This window comes from Pseudomonas shirazensis, assembly GCF_014268785.2.
Taxonomy (GTDB): Bacteria; Pseudomonadota; Gammaproteobacteria; order Pseudomonadales; family Pseudomonadaceae; genus Aquipseudomonas; species Aquipseudomonas shirazensis.
In genome coordinates this window covers 1,612,551-1,633,193 of sequence record NZ_JABWRD020000001.1, presented here as the reverse complement: position 1 = coordinate 1,633,193, position 20,643 = coordinate 1,612,551, and the positions used below count along the sequence as shown (strand labels likewise).

Below are 20,643 nucleotides of genomic sequence, written 5' to 3'. Positions count from 1 at the left end.
GAGCATGAGCTTTGCCAATGAGCCATCGCCGGTTTAGGTGGTTAGTATTCTCCCCGTCAACCACTTCTTAATCCCATGACGGAGCTTCTCTCATGCCTATCATCAACAGCCAGGTCAAACCGTTCAACGCTACTGCCTTCCATAACGGCGAATTCGTTCAGGTCAGCGAAGCCGACCTGAAAGGCAAGTGGGCTGTCGTGTTCTTCTACCCAGCCGACTTCACCTTCGTCTGCCCGACCGAACTGGGCGACCTGGCCGACAACTACGCCGAGTTCCAGAAGCTGGGCGTGGAAATCTACGGTGTGTCGACCGACACCCACTTCACCCACAAAGCTTGGCATGACACTTCGGAAACCATCGGCAAGATCAAGTACCCGCTGATCGGTGACCCGACCCACGTCATCTCGCGCAACTTCGACGTGCTGATCGAAGAAGCTGGCATGGCTGATCGCGGTACCTTCGTGATCAACCCAGAAGGCCAGATCAAGATCGTCGAAATCAACGACGGTGGTGTAGGCCGTGACGCCAGCGAGCTGCTGCGCAAGGTCAAGGCTGCCCAATACGTTGCCGCTCACCCAGGCGAAGTCTGCCCGGCCAAGTGGAAAGAAGGCGAAGCCACCCTGGCACCATCGCTGGACCTGGTTGGCAAGATCTAAGATCGTGCGCCAGTCGCGGGCGGTGAACAGCCGCCACAGCTGAAGTCATCACCGCCCTGCCAAACGCCCGGGCACTTTTGCCTGGGCGTTTTTGTTTACCCTGATTGCTCAAGGAATCGCCCGTATGTTGGACGCCACGCTTAAATCGCAACTGAAAACCTACCTGGAGCGGGTCACCCAGCCGATCGAGATCGTAGCCTCCCTCGACGACGGTGCGAAGTCCCGCGAAATGCACGACCTGCTGGTGGAGATCGCCGGCCTGTCGGACCTGATTACCCTGAACAAGGACGGCAGCGACGCGCGCCGGCCCTCGTTCTCGCTGAACCGCCCGGGTGCTGATATCAGCCTGCGCTTTGCCGGCATTCCCATGGGCCACGAATTCACGTCTCTGGTGCTGGCGCTGCTGCAGGTCGGCGGCCACCCATCCAAGGCCAGTGCCGAAGTGATCGAGCAGATCCAGGCATTGCAAGGCGACTTCACTTTTGAAACCTACTTCTCGCTGTCGTGCCAGAACTGCCCGGACGTAGTCCAGGCGTTGAACCTGATGGCGGTGCTCAACCCCAATGTGAAACACGTGGCCATCGATGGCGCGCTGTTCCAGGACGAGGTTGAAGCACGCAAGGTCATGGCCGTGCCGAGTATCTATCTCAACGGCGAAGTGTTTGGCCAGGGCCGCATGGGCCTGGAAGAGATTCTTGGCAAGATCGACACCAGCTCCGGCACTCGCCAGGCCGAGAAGATCAATGCCAAAGACGCTTTCGATGTGCTGGTAGTGGGCGGTGGCCCAGCCGGCGCCGCAGCTGCAATCTATGCTGCGCGCAAAGGCATCCGTACCGGCGTTGCCGCCGAGCGTTTCGGCGGCCAGGTGCTCGACACCATGGCGATCGAGAACTTCATCTCGGTGCAGGAAACCGAAGGGCCAAAACTGGCCTCGGCGCTGGAAGAGCACGTCAAACAGTACGACGTCGACATCATGAACCTGCAGCGCGGTGAGGCATTGATCCCGGCTGCTGCTGGCGGCCTGCACGAAGTGCGGCTGGCCAGCGGCGCTTCGCTCAAGGCCAAGACCGTGATCCTTGCGACCGGTGCACGCTGGCGCGAGATGAACGTGCCTGGCGAGCAGCAGTACCGCGCCCGCGGTGTTGCCTACTGCCCGCACTGCGATGGTCCGCTGTTCAAGGGCAAGCGCGTGGCGGTGATCGGTGGCGGCAACTCAGGTGTGGAAGCGGCCATCGACCTCGCCGGTATCGTCGCTCAGGTGACATTGATCGAGTTCGACAGCCAGCTGCGTGCCGATGCGGTATTGCAGCGCAAACTGCACAGCCTGGCCAACGTCAAGGTGATCACCAGTGCGCTGACCACCGAAGTGTTGGGAGATGGCGAAAAGGTCAACGGCCTGCGCTACAAGGACCGCAACAGCGATGAGCTGCATGACATCGCGCTGGAAGGGATCTTTGTACAGATCGGCCTGCTGCCCAACACCGATTGGCTCAAAGGCACGGTCGAGCTGTCGCCGCGTGGCGAGATCATCGTCGACGCCAAGGGCCAGACCAACATCCCTGGTGTGTTCGCTGCCGGGGACGTCACCACCGTGCCGTACAAGCAGATCGTGATTGCGGTGGGCGAGGGTGCCAAGGCCTCGCTGTCCGCCTTCGATCACCTGATCCGCAGCTCGGCGCCGGCCTGACGTAGACGCCTGCTGCGCTGGCTGGGTTCAGCCTTCCAGCAGGGCCAGGCGTTCTTCCAGTGCTGCAATTCGTGCCTCCAGCGCGCTGATACGTTCTTCAGCGATGCTGGGGGCCGAGCTGCGTTCAGCGCCGCCTTGCTGGCGCGCCGCAAGAATAGCCTCGATCTCTGCCGGATCACCCAGCGCGTGGGTATAGCGGTCTTCCCGCTGCCCAGCCTGGCGCGGCAGGTGTACCGCCAGCTCACGTGAAATCAAGCGCTCGAGCTGATGCTGGACCTGTTGGTCATCCTCGAACTCATGCAAGCGGTTGCTGCGGGTTAACAACTCGTTGATCGTCTGCGGCCCGCGCAAAAACATCAAACCCATCAGCACCAGCTGCGCGGGCACCAGTTCCAGCGCCTTGTCTACGCGTTGCTCCCAGCGGTCAGCGCGGCTGCCCATCTGCAGTTTGGTAAAACCACGCCCTTCGAGCGCTCGCAGCGCTTGGCCAACCTGGCCCTGAGAGAGGTTCATCACCGGTTCGCGGCTGGTCTTCTGGTTACAGGCGACCACCAGCGCGTTGAGGGTCAAGGGGTAGGTTTCAGGGCTGGTGGCCTGCTTTTCGATCAGCGAGCCGAGGATGCGGATCTCGGTGCTGTTGAAGCGGCCTTCACTGGCGTTGTGTTGTTCTGACATGGCCCTGTCTCGTTGCGAGGAAAGGCCACTAGCCTAGGTAAAGCGGCGCCGTTAAGCAATTGCCAGCGGCGCCGCCTTATCACTCAGGCTGCGCGTCGCTCCCGGGCCTTACAGGCGGCGGCGGTGAAGATCACATCGGTCGAAGAATTCAGCGCTGTTTCAGCCGAGTCCTGCAGCACACCGATGATGAAACCGACGGCGACCACCTGCATGGCGATTTCACTGGGAATGCCGAACAGGCTGCACGCCAGTGGGATCAGCAACAGAGAACCACCGGCCACGCCCGATGCGCCGCAGGCACACACCGCAGCCACTACGCTAAGGAGTACGGCAGTGGGCAGATCGACACTGATGCCCAGGGTATGCACGGCCGCCAGAGTCAGTACGGTGATCGTGATTGCCGCACCGGCCATGTTGATGGTTGCGCCCAGCGGGATCGAGACCGAGTAGGTGTCCTCATGCAGGCCGAGTTTCTTCGCCAGTGTCAGGTTGACCGGGATGTTGGCGGCCGAGCTGCGGGTGAAGAACGCCGTGATGCCGCTCTCGCGCAGGCACATCAGCACCAGCGGGTAGGGGTTGCGGCGGATCTTCCAGAACACGATCAGCGGGTTCATCACCAGCGCGACAAACAGCATGCAGCCGATCAAAACCGCCAGCAGGTGCAGGTAGCCAAGCAGGGCGCTCAGCCCCGACTGGGCCAGGGTCGCTGCGACCAGGCCGAAGATCCCCAGCGGCGCAAAACGAATGACCACGCGCACGATATAAGTCATCGCATTGGACAGGTCGTCGACTACGGTGCGGGTGGCCTCGCTGGCATGGCGCAGGGCGATCCCCAGGCCGATGGCCCAGGTCAGCACGCCGATGAAGTTGGCATTGAGCAGCGCCGCTACCGGATTATCGACAGCGCTGAGCAGCAGGTTCTGCAGCACTTCGGTGATACCGCCCGGAGCACTCAGCGACGCCTCACTGGCGCTGAGCAGCAGGGTCGAGGGGAACAGCATGCTGGCGATCACGGCGACCACGGCTGCGCCAAAGGTGCCCAGCAGGTACAGCCACAGGATCGACCGGATATGGATTTGCTGGCCGTGCTTGTGGTTGGCGATCGAGGCCATCACCAGCACGAACACCAGGACGGGCGCTACCGCCTTGAGCGCACTGACGAAAACCTTGCCGAGAAACGCCAGGTCCAGCGCCACGGCAGGCGCGAGCAAGGCCAGGGCGATGCCGGCGATCAGGCCGATGACGATCTGGGTAACCAGGCTGGTGCGGGTGAGCAGGCGAAGAACAGGCAGCATGTGCAGCGAATCTCAGGGATTTGGACGGGCGCGACTGTACCATAGACCAGCGCTCCCGGCCGCTGCTTACCAGTGGAACAACTCTTTGCGCGCTCCCTCGGTAATCGCGACGATCCCCGGGTGCTTGACCTTGCGCTCTACCGAGATCGCATAGAACGACTCGTTGACCGCCTCGGTATGGCCGATCAGCACCACCGCATATTGGCGGCACACCTCATCGGCAATCACGCTGGGCGCAACGAAAATGCCGCTGCCGGACTGACCGAAGGCCTGCATCAAGGCACTGTCATCGAACTCACCGACGATCCGCGGCTGCACCTGCTGCTCGGACAGCCAGCGCAGTAAACGGCTGCGTACAACTGTCTCCTGACCCGGGATCAGCAACGGCGCATCATTCAGGCAGGCCGGAAATGCACCCGAGTATTCTGCCGCCAGAGCTGGGGTGGCAAAAAAGCTCAAGCCGCATTCGCCGAGTTTCTGGCTGTAGCCTTTGATATCCAGATGGCTGGGCATGGGGCTGTCGGAAATCACCAGGTCCAGACGCTGGATGGCCAGGTCGGCCAGCAGCCGCTCGAGTTTGTCTTCCCGGCAATTGATGCGCAGGGCGCCGTCCAGCTCCATGGTCGGGGCCAGCAAGCGATAAACGATGGACTTGGGGACCACATCGGCAACGCCGACGCGGAACAGGATCTGCTCCTGCGGCCCGGCGCGCAGCATGGTCTCGAGCTCGCTGCCGATCTGGAACATCTGTTCGGCGTAGACCAGTGTCTGCCTGCCGCTCTCGGTCAGCTCAAGCTGACGTCCGACACGCTGGAACAATTCCAGACCATGGGTCTGCTCGAACAGGCTGATCTGCCCACTGATGGTTTGCGGCGTCAGATTCAGCTGCTCACTGGCGCGGGCAATACTGCCGGTGCGTGCGACTACCCAAAAATAATGCAGCTGCCGGTAATTGAGCATGGTTGTTTCCGGATTCGTAAAAAACGAAGTATAGCCGCTAAAAAAACGAATTTTCCGGATGTTTCCGCTTCATTAGAATGCCTTTCATCAGGCGCCACGCGCGCTGCCCAGACATGACAAGTGAGGATCCTATGCTACAACTGAAATCCATCGGTACCCCGTTGGTTCTTGTGCTGGCGCTGTTCAGCCTGGCCGGGTGCGATCAGGCTGAGAAATCTGCCCAGCAGGTGCTCGATCAGGCGGCGCAGTCTGCCAAGCAGGCCATCGACAAGACCAATGAAGCCGCTCAGCAAGCGTTGAATGACGTCATTGGCGGCGAGGGTGAGAAATCGGCCAAGCCCGCCGATGGCGAAGGCAAGACCCAGGACATCTGACCCACAGCTGCGAACACAGCCCTAACATAGCCAGAAACAGGATTGATTCATGGAATATTTGCTGGAACTCGCCGCAAGCCCGACCGCCTGGGTAGCTTTGGCCACATTGGTGGCAATGGAAGTTGTGCTCGGTATCGACAACCTGATCTTCATCTCGATCCTGACCAACAAGCTGCCTGTCGAGTACCGCTCCAAGGCGCGCCGGATTGGTATCAGCATGGCGTTGATCATGCGCCTGGCGTTGCTCAGCACCGTGGCCTGGATCGTTCAGTTGACCGATCCGGTAATCGAGATCTTCGGCAATGCCTTCTCCTGGAAGGACATGATCCTGATCGCCGGTGGCCTGTTCCTGCTGTGGAAGGCAACCAAAGAGATCCACGAGAGTGTCGATCCGCACGGTGCCAAGCATGAGGCCACGGTCTCGTCCACCGTGACCCTGGGCTTCGCCGCGGCGATATTCCAGATTCTGCTGCTGGACATCGTATTCTCGGTCGACAGCATCATCACCGCAGTTGGCATGACCGAACACCTGCCGATCATGATCATCGCTGTAGTGGCAGCTGTTATCGTGATGATGGTGGCCGCCGATCCGCTTGCCAACTTCATCAACGACAACCCGACCGTCGTGATGCTGGCCTTGGGCTTCCTGATCATGATCGGCATGACCCTGATCGCCGAAGGTTTCGGTGCCCATGTGCCTAAAGGTTATGTATATGCAGCGATGGCGTTCTCGACTGCGATCGAGATGCTCAACATCTTTGCCCGCCGCGCTCGCCTCAAACGTGAGGCGGCACAGGAGTAAGGTGCGCGGGGCGCTTGGCGCCCCATCCGCAATAGCATTTTCATCAAGCGACCGCGTATGCCTTCAAGCTGCGCGGTTTTTTGTTTTGCGCTGACGCGATGTCAGTGCGCTGCAGCGGGCTGACGAGCGCGTTGCACGGGCAAGGGCTTGGCCTGAACCGGCAGTGGATGATGTGAATGCCTGCGGACAATCCGCAGAACGCCCCATAACATGGCAGCGGCCACACTCAGCCACATACCTACCAATAACAGAATTCCCATAGTCAGGCTCATGTGTGCCTCCTTCTCTCGGGCTTGCCCCAGGCTTACCTTCCAGACACTTACTTAGTCTAGCGTTACCTTCATGACGTTCAATTGAGCTTAGGTCGAACCCTTGGTCCGATTTGTTACTAGCCTGCGTCGGGCTATTCCTGCGCGCGCGTCCGCCCTATGATCAGAGACCATCGCCGGATGCCAGCCCGGCTTCAGACAAGTGAGTGTCCATGTTGCAAGCTTCCCGCAAGTCGTTGCTCAACCCTTCACAGCGCCTGCTCGCTGCATGCCTGCTGGCGGCCAGTCTGGTTGGCTGCGCCGGCGCGCCTCCAGCGGATGTAAAAGGCTTGCCGCAGCGGGTCGAGATCAGCAGCGTGCCGTTCTTCCGCGGCAACGCCAATCACAGCGGCGCCATGGCGCTGGCGGTCATGCTCTCGCAGCAAGGCATTCGGATCACCCCGGGCTTGCTCGACAAGCCGCTGAAGCTGCCTGAAGCAGCCGAAGCGCTGGAAACATCGATCCCGCCTGTGGCGCGTGATTACGGCATGCTGGTGTATCCGCTGGACAAGCGTCTGGATGCATTGCTCGCCCAGGTGGCGGCGGGCAACCCGGTGCTGCTGCGTTATCAAGAGGGTTCGGCGTGGTGGAGTGAGCCGCGTTATGCGGTACTGGTCGGCTATGACAGCTACAAGCAGCGGGTGCTGCTGCGTGCAGGCATGCAGCGGCGGCAGATGATGTCGTTCGACGCGTTTGCCAAGGCGTGGGCGGAGCAGGGCAGTTGGGCAGTGTTGATTCAGCCACCGCAGCAACTGCCTGCACAGGTTGATCGCCAGCGCTGGTTGCAAGGCGCCGATGAACTTGCCCGGGCAGGGCAGGAAATGGCGGCCAGGCAAGCCGTCAGCAGCCTCGGCCAGCCCTGAACGCAAACGGCCGGCGCTGATGGCCGGCCGTCTTCATCCGCTATGGCTCAGAAGCCCAGGCGATCGCGCAGGCTGTAATACCACGCACCCATGGCGCTGAACGGTACTCGCAGCAGTTGGCCACCCGGGAACGGGTAGTGCGGCAGGCCGGCGAATGCGTCAAAGCGTTCGGCCTGGCCGCGCAGCGCTTCGGCCAGGACTTTGCCCGCCAGGTGGGTGTAGGTCACGCCGTGGCCGGAGCAGCCTTGCGAGTAGTAGATGTTGTCGCCGATGCGGCCGACCTGAGGCAGACGTGACAGCGTCAGCAGGAAGTTGCCGGTCCAGGCGTAGTCGATCTTGACGTCCTTGAGCTGCGGGAATGCCTTGAGCATCTTCGGCCGGATGATCGCTTCGATGTTGGCCGGGTCGCGTGCGCCGTAGACCACCCCGCCGCCGAATATCAGGCGCTTGTCGCCGGTCAGGCGGTAGTAGTCGAGCAGGTAGTTGCAATCCTCGACGCAGTAGTCCTGCGGCAGCAGGGTACGTGCCAGCTCCTCGCTGAGTGGCTCGGTGGTGATCACCTGAGTACCGCATGGCATCGACTTCGAGGCCAGCTCCGGCACCAGGTTACCCAGGTAAGCGTTGCCGGCAACGATGATGTACTTGGCGCGGATCTTACCCTGCGGGGTGTGCACGACCGGGTTGGCGCCGCGCTCGATGCGTATGGCTGGGGTCTGTTCATAGATCACGCCGCCCAGCGACTCGACCGCAGCCGCTTCGCCCAAGGCCAGGTTGAGCGGGTGAATATGGCCGCCGCTCATGTCGAGCATGCCGCCTATATAGCTGTCGCACGCGACCACTTCACGAATGCGCTTCTGGTCCATCAGCTCCAGTTGGGTGTGGCCATAGCGTTCCCACAGGCGTTTTTGCGATTCCAGGTGGGCCATCTGCTTGGGCGTGATGGCCGCAAATACGCCGCCGTCCTTGAGGTCGCACTGGATGTTGTACTTGGCTACGCGCTCGCGGATGATACGCCCGCCTTCGAAGGCCATCGCGCCCAGCAATTGTGCTTCGCGCGGGCCAACAGTGCGTTCGATCACGTCGATGTCACGGCTGTAGCTGTTGACGATCTGGCCACCGTTGCGGCCGGATGCACCAAAGCCAACCTTGGCCGCTTCGACGACGGTGACCTTGAAGCCGTTCTCCAGCAGGAACAGTGCGCTGGACAGGCCGGTATAGCCCGCACCAATTACGCAGATGTCGGTTTCCACCTCACCCTGCAGCGCCGGACGTGGCGGCACCGGGTTGGCCGAGGCGGCGTAGTAGGACTGTGGGTAGGGGGTATTAGCCATGCTCGAGAGACCTCGTGTTTTATATTTTTAACGAATGTACCGATGCTATCAATAATAATAAACACCCGCTAGTCGTACGGTGAAAATCCTTTACGCAGCGGTGGCGCGTGACTATTAGTAAATATTTTTATGATTCAGTGGCTTAGCGTGGAAAAAACAGTTGACAGGGTTTTTGGATTCCGTAGAATGCGCCCCACGACAGGCACATAGCTCAGTTGGTTAGAGCACCACCTTGACATGGTGGGGGTCGTTGGTTCGAGTCCAATTGTGCCTACCAAATCGAAAAGGGGTGATCCGCAAGGGTCACCCTTTTTTCATTTACGCTGCTGTTGGTTGCTGAGACTGGTGGGGCGACCACAGTCTCAGGGGCGTGCACCAGAGTGCGCCGCTCGGTGGCGCAAAGGTTTTGATTTTCTTCAAAAAAAAGCTTTACAGGGGTGCGCTTCACTCGTAATATGCGCCCCACGACAGGCACATAGCTCAGTTGGTTAGAGCACCACCTTGACATGGTGGGGGTCGTTGGTTCGAGTCCAATTGTGCCTACCAAACTTGAAGAGGGTGATCCGAAAGGGTCGCCCTTTTTGCATTTGTTTCGCGCCTGAAACACCCTGCGGCAGCCTGCCCATCGGCGCTAGCCAGCCATCATGGTAGAATCCGCGCCTTCGATTCTGGAGTTAGACGCGTGCGTAAACTTGCGGTGGTAACAGCGATGCTGGCCTTGGCGGGCTGCAACAATGAAGTGGATGGCGTGCACAAACAGGTGGCCGAACACTTGAGTAATCCCAAGACCGCCAAATTCGCCAACGTGCGCTTCGATACCGATGGCTCGATCTGCGGTCAATTCCGTGGCAAGGACGCTGACGGCAAATTCGAGGCTTACCGCAGCTACGTTGCTATCAAGCGGGATGGCCAGTACCGGATCATCGTCGACGAAACCGGCGACGACCTGCGCATCCGCGAGATCTGTGGAGGGGCCGAGCTGCAGCGTCGCGCCGAAGCCCTGGCCGATCAGCCGGCGCCAGAGGGCTGGGATGTCGAGGTGGTGCAGGGGCCGAACATGGGGGCTCTGAGCGACATGACTGCGCGCCTTATAGAAAAGGGTATTCCCTCTTCAGTCGAGTACCGTGATGGCAAGCCGGTGGTGCTGCTGGGTCCATTCCCGACCAAAGAAGAGGCGCAGGCGCGCAAGGCCGATGTGATGGCGCGTCAAGGCACTGACTCTGTGGTGATCCAGCATGGCGCCCAGCGCTGATAAGTGACTGATGAGGCAGGCGGGCTGTGCCTGAGCGCGATCGTTGGCTATGCTTGGCTAAGCGGGCGCTGAACAGGGAGAGGTCGCATGTCTACATTGGAACGGGCCATCGCTGTAGCCGCAAAAGCCCACGAGGGGCAGTACGACAAGGGTGGGGCCGCCTACATTCTTCATCCGCTGCGGGTAATGATGCGAGTGTCCACACCTGAGCAGCGGATTGTCGCCGTGCTCCACGATGTACTCGAAGACACGCCCCTGACGGTATCGGACCTCGCTCTTGAGGGTTTCCCGCTGAAAATCCTCGCCGCCTTGCTCTCGCTGAGTCGACGTCCTGGCGAGAGCTATGAGGCGTTTGTGATTCGGGCCGGCGCTGACCCTCTGGCACGAGAGGTCAAGTTGGCTGATCTGGCCGATAACAGTGACCTCAGTCGCATCGCCTGCCCAGGTCCCGCTGACCTTGCCCGGCTCAGCCGCTATCAACATGCCAGTGCCTATCTGCAAGCCTTGACTTGAACGCTCGCCTCGGTTGCGCTGTCTACCCTATAGCACATTTACCCGCTTGGTCGGTAATATGCCCGACCTTGAAGCTCGGTAACTCAAGAGGTAGCAATGGATCGAGAAGGCCCTGCGGAGCGGGTCGAAGCGATGGTCAGGCCCGACCGTCTTCAGGTTTTCCCGACTGATGCCTCGGAGCGTCTGCAACTGGCTCTCGATGCTGGCGCCATCATTGGTACCTGGCTTTGGGATATTCGTAATGACTGCGTGACGGCGGATGAGCGCTTCGCCCGCTCATTCGGGCTGTGTGCAGAACGCTGCACCAGTGGTATTCCGATCTCCGAGGCGTTTGCCTCCATCCACGAGCAAGACCGCGAACGGGTTGGCCGTGACATCGAACAGGCCATGGCTCGCGGTGGGCGCTTTCGCTGTGAATATCGTGTTCTCCATGAGGACGGCTGCTATCGCTGGGTAGAGGCCAATGGTCGCGCCGAGCTCGATGAACAGGGCATGGCTGTGCGCTTTCCAGGCGTGCTGATGGACATTGAGGGACGGCGTGTTGCCGAAACTGAGCGCGATCGCGCAAACGCCTTGTTGCGCACGTTCACGGCGGCAGTTCCTGGCGTGGTGTATGCCAAGGACCGCCAGGGACGGATGCTGGTCGCCAACCACGGCACTACGCAGCTGATCGGCAAGCCGCCCGAGGTTTACCTGGGCAAGACCGACCTGGAATTCCTTGAAGACGAAGCGCAGGCGCGCCAGGTCATGGCGAACGACCAGCGCATCATGGACAGCGGTCAGGCTGAGCAGATCGAAGAGCGGGTCGACATGCCGGACGGTTCTGTAGCCGTTTGGCTGTCGGTGAAGGCGCCGTTGCTGAGCGACGCCGGTGAGGTGATCGGTTTGATCGGCTCCTCAATGGATGTCACCGCGCGAAAGAACGCCGAATCCGCCTTGCTCGAGCTAAATCGTACGTTGGAAGTCCGCATCAGCGTCGCCGTTGCCGAGCGCGAGGCAGCTCAGGCTGCGCTGCGTCAGGCACAGAAGATGGAGGCTGTGGGCCAACTGACCGGGGGCATCGCTCACGATTTCAACAATCTCCTGGCCGGCATCAGCGGTAGCCTCGACTTGATCAGGCTGCGTTTGAATCAGGGGCGCACGGCCGACCTGGAGCGTTATCTGGGCGTTGCTCATGGTGCCGCTCAGCGCGCCGCTGCCCTTACCCATCGCCTGCTCGCATTCTCCCGTCGGCAGACGCTGGTGCCGGTCGAGACGGATGTGCATGCCTTGATTGGCGGCATGGAGGAGCTGATCCGGCGTACGGTCGGGCCGGCAATCAGCCTGAAGGTGGAGTTGGCAGCCCAGGCCAGTGCTTGTCTGGTCGACCCGGCGCAGGTTGAAAACGCCTTGCTCAATCTGTGTATCAATTCGCGCGATGCCATGCCGGGTGGCGGCAGGATTCTGATAAGCACTCGCGACCAGCGGCTGACGACTGGGCCCGAGCTTGATCCAGAGTTGAGCCCCGGCAACTACCTGAGCATTTGCGTGGCGGACAGTGGTAGCGGCATGAGCGCCGAAGTGCTCGGCAAGGCCTTCGAGCCGTTCTTCACGACCAAACCGGTTGGCGCCGGTACCGGGCTTGGCTTGTCGATGATCTATGGTTTTGCCAAGCAATCCGGTGGTCAGGTGAGGATCGAGTCAGAACCGGGCAAAGGCACGCGGGTGCTGCTGCAGTTGCCGGGCCACGCCGCTGCGCTGGACGCCCCGCAGGCGCAACCTGGCGGGTGTGCCGAGCCCACGGCCGCAGCTGGCGAAACGGTTTTAGTGGTCGATGACGAGTCCTCCGTGCGCATGTTTGTCAGCGAAACCCTGGGCAGTTACGGCTATGTGGTGATCGAGGCGGCGGACAGCCTGGCAGGGTTGCAACTGCTGCGTTCGGACATCCGCATTGATCTGCTGGTGACCGACATCGGTTTACCCGGTGGGCTTGACGGGCGGCAGATGGCGGAGGCCGGAAGGCAGTCGCGGCCTGACCTGCCGGTGTTGCTGATGACGGGCTATGCGCAACCTGAAGTGCTCGATCGCCAGCCGCTGGAGTCGACCACGGCGATACTGACCAAGCCATTTACCCTCGAGGCACTGACCTCGCAGGTCAATGCTTTGCTCAGGCCGCAAGCGGACGATGCTACCGCCAAGGCTTGAGTTCCTGCTCAGTCTTCCTTGGGTACAGTCCAGAATATCTGCACGCCGCCATCATCCCGGTAGGCAAGGGTGACGTTGTCGTTTTCAGCGATCTCTTCGAGTAGTGTTGCCCAGTCGTCCGGCAACTCGTGCTCCAGCCGAAAGATCAACGCAGACTTGCTGCGCTGGGCGGTAGGGCTGTTTATGATTTTCTGAATGCGCTCGCCCAGTTGTTGGTATGGGCTTGGGGTGGCTTGAGAGGCAGCGGCCATCGGGGGTGTTCCTTGTTGTGCTGTATGTGCGTACAGTATTTCACTGCAGGCAATTTCGCAACAACCTCGTGAGCCTTGGCCCAGTGACTGTCGCGGGCCATACAGCCCGCGACAGCGGTGAGCAAAGCGTTGCTCGGCTCAGGCAATCAACAGATCAATATTCCCAGAAGATCCGCTGCAGCTCTTTGCTGTCCTGGGTCTTGGTCATTGCGACCATCGCCAGAATTCGTGCCTTTTGCGGGTTCAGGTCATGGGCAACCACCCAGTCGTTCTTGTCATCCGGCTGCTCGGCGTTGCGCAGTACGAAACCGCCCTGGTTTACGTGGGAAGAGCGAATGATCTGCACGCCGTTCTTACGCAGCTCTTGCAGGGCTGGTACCACGCGGGACGATACCGAGCCGTTACCGGTACCGGCATGGATCAGCGCCTTGGCGCCATTTTGCGCCAGAGCCTTGTAGGCGGTGTCGGTGACGTTGCCGTAGCCGTAGGCGATGTCTACGGCAGGCAGGCTACTGATTTGCTTGATGTCGAACTCGGAGTTGGAGGTGTGACGCTTGGCTGGCAGGCGGAACCAGTACGATTTGCCTTCCACGACCATGCCCATCGGGCCCCAGGCGCTCTTGAACGCTTCGGTCTTGATGTTGATCGACTTGCTGACGTCACGGCCGGACTGGATTTCGTCGTTCATGGTCACCAGTACGCCTTTGCCGCGCGATTGCTTGTCGCTGGCGACGGCTACGGCGTTGTAAAGGTTGAGCATGCCGTCAGCCGACATTGCGGTGCCCGGGCGCATCGAACCGACCACTACGATTGGCTTGTCGGTCTTTTCTACCAGGTTGAGGAAGTAGGCGGTTTCTTCCAGGGTGTCGGTGCCGTGGGTGATAACGATACCGTCGACGTCGTTGCTGTCAGCCAGCTCGGCGACGCGTTTGCCCAGCTTGAGCAGGTCGTCGTTGCTGATGCTTTCGGATGCGATCTGCATGACCTGCTCGCCGCGCACATTGGCCAGTTGAGCCAGCTCCGGTACGCCGGCGATCAATTTGTCGATGCCTACCTTGGCAGCCTGATAGGTAGCGCTGTTGGCGGCGCTGGCGCCGGCGCCGGCAATGGTGCCGCCGGTGGCGAGAATCACCACATTGGCGAGCTTTTGTTGCTGCTCGGCTTCTTTGGCAGAAACTGCAGTTGGCAGGATAAGCAGCAGGGCGAGGGCGCCCGGGGCAAATGTCTTCAGTGCGGTTTTCATCGTTATTGTTCTCTCGATCTTCCTGGTGAGATTTATATGTCGCGCAGCTGAGCACGCAGGTTTCATACCAACGCAGCGGCGTATCTGGGTTGAGCCGCTCCAGGCGGGAGTTCGCTCATATGCCGAGACAAATCCAGCGATGGGATGTATTCGGCTTACCGAACGGATACAGGTAAATTTGTTCGGTTTTCCGTGGCTAATCCGCGTAACCTGCCGCTCGCCCCGGTTTGCCAAAACAGCGTCTCAGGCAATTGACAAAATCAGGGCTTGTTTCCATAGTGGCTTAACGCAAACGATTGCGATCCGATAAAAAACACAAGATTCGGAGTCATCTCATGAAACTGCCGTTCCCCGGTCGTCTGCTGTCCCTCGCTATCGTCTCCTCGTTGGCGCTCGCACTCCCCCTGCCAGGTCAGGCTGAGGAAAAACCCAAAGTCGCTCTGGTCATGAAGTCATTGGCCAACGAGTTCTTCCGCACCATGGAAGACGGCGCCAAGGCCTACCAGAAAGAGCACCCTAACGACTTCGACCTGGTAGCCAACGGCATCAAGGACGAGTCCGACACCAGCAACCAGATCCGCATCGTCGAGCAAATGATTGCCACTGGCGCCAACGCGCTGGTGATCGCGCCGGCTGACTCCAAGGCGCTGGTGCCGGTGATCAAGAAAGCTATGGATGCCGGCATCACCGTCATCAACATCGATAACCGTCTCGACCCCGAAGTGCTCAAGAGCAAAAATCTCAGCGTGCCCTTCGTTGGCCCTGACAACCGCAAGGGTGCCAGGCTGGTCGGTGACTATCTGGCCCAGCAAAAGCTCAAGCCAGGTGATCAGGTGGGTATTATCGAAGGCGTCTCCACCACTACCAACGCCCAACAGCGCACGGCTGGTTTCCAGGACGCCATGCAGGCGGCACAGATCAAGGTCGTTTCGGTGCAGTCTGGTAACTGGGAAATCGACAAGGGCAATGCGGTGGCGGCGGCCATGCTCAACGAGTATCCAGAGATCAAAGCGCTGTTGGCCGGCAACGACAGCATGGCGCTTGGGGCTGTCTCGGCTGTGCGTGCTGCAGGCAAGAAAGATCAGGTTCAGGTAGTTGGCTATGACAACATCAACGCCATCAAGCCGATGCTCAAAGATGGTCGCGTGCTCGCCACGCTCGATCAGGATGCCAAGAAGCAAGCCGTATATGGTATCCAGGCTGCGCTGCAGATGATCAAGGGCGAAAAAACCGCTGTCGATGCCGACAATGTCATCCAAACCCCGGTTGAATTGATCACCAAGCCGTGATCCAGGCAGGAGACCCGGCCATGTCTGCATCGGCCACGCAAACGGTGCTCGCGGTCAGCGGGCTGGGCAAGAGCTACGCCCAGCCTGTGCTGGCTGACGTCGAGCTGGAGCTGTACGCCGGCGAAGTGCTGGCGCTGACCGGTGAGAACGGCGCCGGCAAAAGCACGCTATCGAAGTTGATCAGCGGCCTGGAAATTCCCACCGTTGGGCACATGAGCTACCTCGGCCAACCTTACAGCCCTGCCAGCCGCAGTGCGGCAGAGGGGCTTGGGGTGCGTATGGTGATGCAGGAGCTGAACCTGCTGCCCACCCTGACGGTTGCCGAGAACCTGTTTCTCGACAACTTGCCCAGCCGTTTCGGCTGGATCAATCACAAGCGTCTGCGCCAGTTGGCGGTCGCCGCTATGGCGCAGGTGGGCCTGGACGCGATTGACCCGGATACCCTGGTCGGTGAGTTGGGTATCGGCCATCAGCAGATGGTCGAGATCGCCCGCAATCTGATTGGTGATTGCCGGGTGCTGATCTTCGACGAGCCTACGGCGATGCTCACTGCCCGCGAGGTCGAGCTGCTGTTTGTTCAGATCGAGCGCCTGCGTCAGCGCGGCGTGGCTATCGTGTACATATCTCATCGCCTTGAAGAGCTGCAGCGTGTGGCCCAGCGCATTGCGGTGCTGCGCGATGGCAAGCTGGTGTGCGCCGAGCCGATCCAACGTTACAACAGTGCCGAGCTGGTCAACCTGATGGTCGGGCGTGACGTGGGCGAGCATATCGACCTGGGCAGGCGCCAGATCGGCGCGCCGCTGCTCAAGGTCGACAAGCTCAGCCGTGCCGGCAAGGTGTGCGAGGTTTCATTCGAGGTGAGGGCAGGGGAGATCTTTGGTATCTCCGGCCTGATCGGCGCCGGCCGTACCGAACTGCTGCGGCTGATCTACGGCGCCGACCGCGCCGACAGCGGCAGCGTTGCCCTTGGTCAGCCGCCGCAGCCGATCACTGTCGACTCGCCCAAGGCCGCTGTGCGTGCTGGCATTGCATTGATTACCGAGGATCGCAAAGGTGAGGGGCTGCTGCTGACGCAGTCGATCAGCGCCAATATTGCCCTCGGTAACCTGGGCGCCGTGTCCCGTGCTGGGGTCATCAACAGCGCTGCCGAAACCGCCTTGGCCGAGCGCCAGATCAGCGCCATGCGCATTCGCAGCGCAAGCCCGGCGCAGGCTGTCAGTGAGTTGTCCGGTGGCAATCAGCAAAAGGTGGTGATTGGCCGCTGGCTCGAGCGCGACTGCCAGGTACTGCTGTTCGACGAGCCGACCCGCGGTATCGACGTTGGCGCCAAGTTCGACATCTATGGCCTGCTTGCCGAATTGGCGCGCCAGGGCAAGGCACTGGTGGTTGTTTCAAGTGACCTGCGCGAGCTGATGCTGATCTGCGATCGCATCGGTGTGCTCTCTGCGGGGCGCCTGATCGACACCTTCGAGCGCGATACCTGGAGCCAGGATCAACTGCTTGCCGCGGCGTTTGCCGGTTATCAACAACGTGATGCTCTGCTGCATGAAGCAGCTCCCAGGATGGACCCATGAACAGCTCTCCCGTCGACACTCCCGCTCGCCGCAGCGGCACCTATCTGGGCCTTGGTACTTATCTGGGGCTGGCCGGCGCATTGCTGGCAATGATTGTGCTGTTCTCGTTTATGAGCAGCCATTTCTGGTCGTACGCAACCTTCAGTACCCTGGCCAACCAGATCCCCGATCTGATGGTGCTGGCAGTAGGCATGACGCTGGTGTTGATCATCGGTGGCATCGACCTGTCGGTGGGCTCGGTGCTGGCCTTGGCAGCCTCGGCAGTCAGCGTGGCAATCCTGGGGTGGGGCTGGAGCGTGTTGCCCGCTGCGCTGTTGGGCATGGCAGTCGCCGCCCTGGCTGGCAGCGTCACTGGCTGCATTACCGTGGCCTGGCGCATTCCATCCTTTATCGTCTCGCTCGGTGTGCTGGAAATGGCCCGTGGCCTGGCCTATCAGTTCACTGATTCGCGCACGGCCTATATCGGCGATGCCTACGCCTGGTTTTCCAATCCAGTAGCATTTGGCATCTCGCCAGCCTTCATCATTGCCTTGCTGGTCATCGTCGTTGCCCACCTTGTACTGACACGCACGGTGTTCGGCCGCTACCTGATCGGCATTGGTACCAATGAAGAAGCTGTACGCTTGGCCGGGATCGACCCGCGGCCGTACAAGATCATGGTGTTCACCCTGATGGGCCTACTCGCCGGCCTCGCCGCGCTGTTCCAGATTTCTCGTCTGGAGGCCGCCGACCCGAACGCCGGTGCTGGCCTTGAACTGCAGGTAATTGCCGCCGTGGTGATCGGCGGTACCAGCCTGATGGGCGGGCGTGGCTCAGTTATCAGTACATTCTTCGGGGTGCTGATCATTTCGGTGCTGGCCGCCGGGCTGGCTCAGATCGGCGCTTCCGAACCAACCAAACGCATTATCACCGGGGCGGTCATTGTGATTGCCGTGGTGCTCGACACTTATCGCAGCCGGCGCGCGAGCCGGCGGAACTGAAACCATGGCAACCATCAAAGATGTCGCGGCAATGGCGGGGATTTCCTACACCACCGTTTCCCATGTGCTGAACAAGACCCGTCCGGTCAGCGAGCAGGTGCGCCTGAAGGTCGAGGCGGCCATCGCCGAACTCGACTATGTGCCCAGTGCTGTAGCCCGCTCGCTCAAGGCCCGCAGTACTGCCACTATCGGCCTGTTGGTGCCTAGCAGCGTCAACCCGTACTTTGCCGAGCTGGCCCGGGGCATTGAGGATGGCTGCGAGCGTAATGGCTACTGCGTGATCCTGTGCAACTCCGACGACAATCCGCAAAAGCAGCGCAGCTACCTGCGCGTACTGCTGGAAAAGCGCATTGATGGCCTGGTGGTAGCGTCAGTCGGTGAAGACAGTGACTTGCTGCAAAGCCTGGCCTGTGTGCGCACGCCGATGGTCATCGTCGATCGCGCGCTGGAGGGCGTTGATGCCGACCTGGTGCGGATCGACCACGAACAAGGCGCTTACCTCGCCACCCGTCACCTGCTCGAGCTCGGCCACCGCGACATCGCTTGTATTGGCGGGCCAGCCGAGACCGGGGTCAGCCAGTTGCGCGTGGCCGGTTTTCACCGGGCGATGGCCGAGGCGCAGGCTGAGATCAGCGCAGCACGTGTGTTGCACTGTGATTTCACCAGCCCAGGCGGCCACGCTGCTGCGGCGCAGTTGCTCGACGGCCAGCGGCCCACGGCGATTTTTGCCGGCAACGACATGATCGGCTTTGGCGTCCTGCGCGCGGCCGCCGAGCGCAATATCAGCGTGCCGGCCGAGCTATCGGTGATCGGTTTCGATGACATCGAGCTCAGCCGCTACGTATACCCGCCGCTGACCACCGTAGGCCAGTCGATTCGCGAGCTGGGCGAGAGTGCTGCCGAATTGCTGCTGTCGCGCATCGCCAGGCCGCGGCACGACGCCCCGGCCGAGCAGCGCATCATCGCCCCGCGCATCATCATGCGCGAATCTACCGGGCCACGCCCGGACCTGTTCAATGATTACCGCTAAGGACGTCCCATGCATGCCAAGGTAGTAGTGGTCGGCAGCCTCAACATGGACTTGGTGGCCCGCGCCGAGCGCTTGCCGCGAGCCGGCGAGACGCTGACCGGCGACGGTTTTTTCACGGTGCCCGGCGGCAAGGGTGCCAACCAGACGGTGGCCGTGGCGCGCCTTGGCGCCAGCGTGGCCATGATCGGCAATGTCGGTGATGACGCCTATGGCCCGCAGCTGCTACAAGCGCTGCAGGTCGAAGGCGTTGATTGCCAGGCAGTGGCTAGCTGCGCGGGTGTTTCCAGCGGAGTGGCGCTGATAGTGGTGGACGCTGCCAGCCAGAACGCAATTGTGGTGATCCCCGGTGCCAACGGCCTGCTCAGCGCCGAGTCGGTGCAGCGCGCTGACAGCTTGTTGCAGGCCGCTGATATCGTAATCTGCCAACTGGAAGTGCCCCAGGCAACGGTCGCCTGGACCTTGGTCCGAGCCCGTGAGTTGGGCAAGACGGTGATTCTCAATCCTGCCCCCGCTACCGGCCCGCTGCCGGCAGACTGGTTTACCAACATCGACTACCTCGCGCCCAACGAAAGCGAGGCCCAGGCTTTGACCGGCATTACGGTGAGCGACCAGGACAGCGCCCGCCGCGCTGCCGAGCAGTTGCTCGCGTTCGGGGTCGGCAAAGTGATCGTGACCCTCGGTAGCGTGGGCGCTTTGCTAGTGAGCGCGCAAGGCTGCCAGCACTATCCGGCAACGCCGGTCAAAGCGCTCGACACCACTGCGGCCGGTGACACCTTTATCGGTGGCTTTGCCGCTGGCTTGGCGCGTGGGCTGAGTGAGGCTGAGGCGATCATCCTCGGTCAGCGCGCGGCCGCCATATCGGTCACTCGTGCGGGAGCGCAGCCCTCGATTCCCTATCTGACGGAGCTGCAGCCATGAAAAAGACCGCACTGCTCAATATTGCTCTGTCGCGCACGATTGCCGGCCTGGGTCATGGCGACATCGTGGTGATCGGTGATGCCGGCTTGCCGGTGCCGGCTGGCGTGGAATTGATCGACCTGGCCATTACCTCGGGCTTGCCGGACTTCGCCAGTGTACTGCGGGTGGTGCTGAGCGAAATGCAGGTCGAACGGCATGTCTTGGCGGCCGAGCTGTTCGAGGTCGCGCCACCGGCGTTGGCTGAAATCCAGCAGCTCAGCGCGCTGGGCTTGCTCGGCGTTCGCCAGCAGATGCCGCACAGTGAGTTCAAGCTGCTGAGTCGTCAGGCCAAGGTCATTGTGCGCACCGGGGAGTGCAAGCCATTCAGCAATATCGCATTGGTCGCTGGCGTCACGTTTTGACCTGTTGGCTTCGATCCGCCGTGGCGGGCCCTGAATTTGCAAACTGTTGGCGCAGGA

20 protein-coding genes and 2 tRNA genes are annotated in these 20,643 nt (G+C 61.0%); 16 read left to right on the top strand and 6 right to left on the bottom strand.

From position 1 onward, the window contains the following. Positions 1–92 precede the first annotated feature (92 nt). Together ahpC and ahpF are read left to right on the top strand one after the other, a co-directional pair. Entirely contained in the window at positions 93–656 is a 564-nt protein-coding gene (gene ahpC / locus HU736_RS07375) for an alkyl hydroperoxide reductase subunit C (protein WP_101320669.1), read from the top strand. A gap of 124 nt (positions 657–780) precedes the next feature. Further along, on the top strand, positions 781–2,343 hold the full coding sequence (gene ahpF / locus HU736_RS07370) for an alkyl hydroperoxide reductase subunit F (RefSeq protein ID WP_103437812.1): 1,563 nt from the start codon (positions 781–783) through the stop codon (positions 2,341–2,343). Between the two features lie 27 nt (positions 2,344–2,370). On the opposite strand, the gene HU736_RS07365 is transcribed toward ahpF, so the two are convergent. From HU736_RS07365 to nhaR, 3 genes are all read right to left on the bottom strand, one after another. Then, on the bottom strand, positions 2,371–3,018 hold the full coding sequence (locus HU736_RS07365) for a YceH family protein (protein ID WP_181106770.1): 648 nt from the start codon (positions 3,016–3,018) through the stop codon (positions 2,371–2,373). Positions 3,019–3,101: 83 nt separating this feature from the next. Further along, positions 3,102–4,313: a serine/threonine transporter SstT gene (gene sstT / locus HU736_RS07360; RefSeq protein WP_186699022.1), complete on the bottom strand. Its 1,212-nt coding sequence runs from the start codon at positions 4,311–4,313 to the stop codon at positions 3,102–3,104. Positions 4,314–4,379: 66 nt separating this feature from the next. Next, on the bottom strand, positions 4,380–5,273 hold the full coding sequence (gene nhaR, locus HU736_RS07355; protein WP_101320661.1) for a transcriptional activator NhaR: 894 nt from the start codon (positions 5,271–5,273) through the stop codon (positions 4,380–4,382). 131 nt (positions 5,274–5,404) lie between these two features. On the opposite strand from nhaR, the gene HU736_RS07350 reads away from it, so the two are divergent. From HU736_RS07350 to HU736_RS07340, 3 genes are all read left to right on the top strand, one after another. Beyond that, positions 5,405–5,647, top strand: coding sequence for a hypothetical protein (locus HU736_RS07350; protein WP_186699024.1), 243 nt, complete (start codon positions 5,405–5,407; stop codon positions 5,645–5,647). 49 nt (positions 5,648–5,696) lie between these two features. Further along, positions 5,697–6,449, top strand: coding sequence for a TerC family protein (locus HU736_RS07345; protein ID WP_101320657.1), 753 nt, complete (start codon positions 5,697–5,699; stop codon positions 6,447–6,449). 481 nt (positions 6,450–6,930) lie between these two features. After that, a complete protein-coding gene (locus HU736_RS07340; RefSeq protein ID WP_186699026.1) occupies positions 6,931–7,620 on the top strand; it encodes a peptidase C39 family protein in 690 nt (229 codons plus the stop codon). Positions 7,621–7,667: 47 nt separating this feature from the next. On the opposite strand, the gene HU736_RS07335 is transcribed toward HU736_RS07340, so the two are convergent. Next, a complete protein-coding gene (locus HU736_RS07335) occupies positions 7,668–8,951 on the bottom strand; it encodes an NAD(P)/FAD-dependent oxidoreductase (RefSeq protein WP_186699028.1) in 1,284 nt (427 codons plus the stop codon). 200 nt (positions 8,952–9,151) lie between these two features. On the opposite strand from HU736_RS07335, the gene HU736_RS07330 reads away from it, so the two are divergent. The 5 genes from HU736_RS07330 to HU736_RS07310 all read left to right on the top strand — a co-directional run bounded on the left by HU736_RS07330 (position 9,152) and on the right by HU736_RS07310 (position 12,900). Beyond that, positions 9,152–9,228: transfer RNA gene (locus tag HU736_RS07330), tRNA-Val, on the top strand. A 192-nt stretch (positions 9,229–9,420) separates the two neighbouring features. Next, a tRNA-Val gene (locus HU736_RS07325) sits at positions 9,421–9,497 on the top strand. A 136-nt stretch (positions 9,498–9,633) separates the two neighbouring features. Next, on the top strand, positions 9,634–10,203 hold the full coding sequence (locus HU736_RS07320) for an SPOR domain-containing protein (protein ID WP_186699030.1): 570 nt from the start codon (positions 9,634–9,636) through the stop codon (positions 10,201–10,203). Between the two features lie 87 nt (positions 10,204–10,290). Next, complete coding sequence (locus HU736_RS07315) at positions 10,291–10,716, top strand: GTP pyrophosphokinase (protein ID WP_103437805.1); 426 nt, start codon at positions 10,291–10,293, stop codon at positions 10,714–10,716. A 132-nt stretch (positions 10,717–10,848) separates the two neighbouring features. Beyond that, on the top strand, positions 10,849–12,900 hold the full coding sequence (locus tag HU736_RS07310) for a hybrid sensor histidine kinase/response regulator (protein WP_225913026.1): 2,052 nt from the start codon (positions 10,849–10,851) through the stop codon (positions 12,898–12,900). Positions 12,901–12,908: 8 nt separating this feature from the next. Here the strand turns inward: HU736_RS07310 and HU736_RS07305 are convergent, their stop codons facing one another. Next, the gene (locus HU736_RS07305) at positions 12,909–13,151 is read right to left on the bottom strand and encodes a DUF1654 domain-containing protein (protein ID WP_101320644.1); all 243 of its coding nucleotides are present in this window, start codon (positions 13,149–13,151) and stop codon (positions 12,909–12,911) included. 154 nt (positions 13,152–13,305) lie between these two features. After that, positions 13,306–14,394, bottom strand: a complete 1,089-nt coding sequence (locus tag HU736_RS07300; RefSeq protein WP_101320642.1) for an asparaginase — start codon at positions 14,392–14,394, stop codon at positions 13,306–13,308. A 335-nt stretch (positions 14,395–14,729) separates the two neighbouring features. On the opposite strand from HU736_RS07300, the gene HU736_RS07295 reads away from it, so the two are divergent. The 6 genes from HU736_RS07295 to rbsD are packed head-to-tail and all read left to right on the top strand — an operon-like array spanning position 14,730 to position 20,586. Continuing rightward, the gene (locus tag HU736_RS07295) at positions 14,730–15,683 is read left to right on the top strand and encodes a sugar ABC transporter substrate-binding protein (protein WP_103437803.1); all 954 of its coding nucleotides are present in this window, start codon (positions 14,730–14,732) and stop codon (positions 15,681–15,683) included. Between the two features lie 20 nt (positions 15,684–15,703). Further along, positions 15,704–17,257, top strand: coding sequence for a sugar ABC transporter ATP-binding protein (locus HU736_RS07290; RefSeq protein ID WP_186699035.1), 1,554 nt, complete (start codon positions 15,704–15,706; stop codon positions 17,255–17,257). Continuing rightward, the gene (locus HU736_RS07285) at positions 17,254–18,237 is read left to right on the top strand and encodes an ABC transporter permease (protein ID WP_101320636.1); all 984 of its coding nucleotides are present in this window, start codon (positions 17,254–17,256) and stop codon (positions 18,235–18,237) included. Before HU736_RS07290 ends, HU736_RS07285 begins: the two co-directional genes overlap by 4 nt. A 4-nt stretch (positions 18,238–18,241) precedes the next feature. After that, positions 18,242–19,267, top strand: a complete 1,026-nt coding sequence (locus HU736_RS07280; protein ID WP_103437801.1) for a LacI family DNA-binding transcriptional regulator — start codon at positions 18,242–18,244, stop codon at positions 19,265–19,267. Positions 19,268–19,276: 9 nt separating this feature from the next. Next, the gene (gene rbsK, locus HU736_RS07275) at positions 19,277–20,185 is read left to right on the top strand and encodes a ribokinase (RefSeq protein WP_186699037.1); all 909 of its coding nucleotides are present in this window, start codon (positions 19,277–19,279) and stop codon (positions 20,183–20,185) included. Beyond that, the gene (gene rbsD / locus HU736_RS07270; RefSeq protein WP_186699040.1) at positions 20,182–20,586 is read left to right on the top strand and encodes a D-ribose pyranase; all 405 of its coding nucleotides are present in this window, start codon (positions 20,182–20,184) and stop codon (positions 20,584–20,586) included. The genes rbsK and rbsD overlap by 4 nt, the downstream gene beginning before the upstream one ends. Positions 20,587–20,643 lie beyond the last annotated feature (57 nt).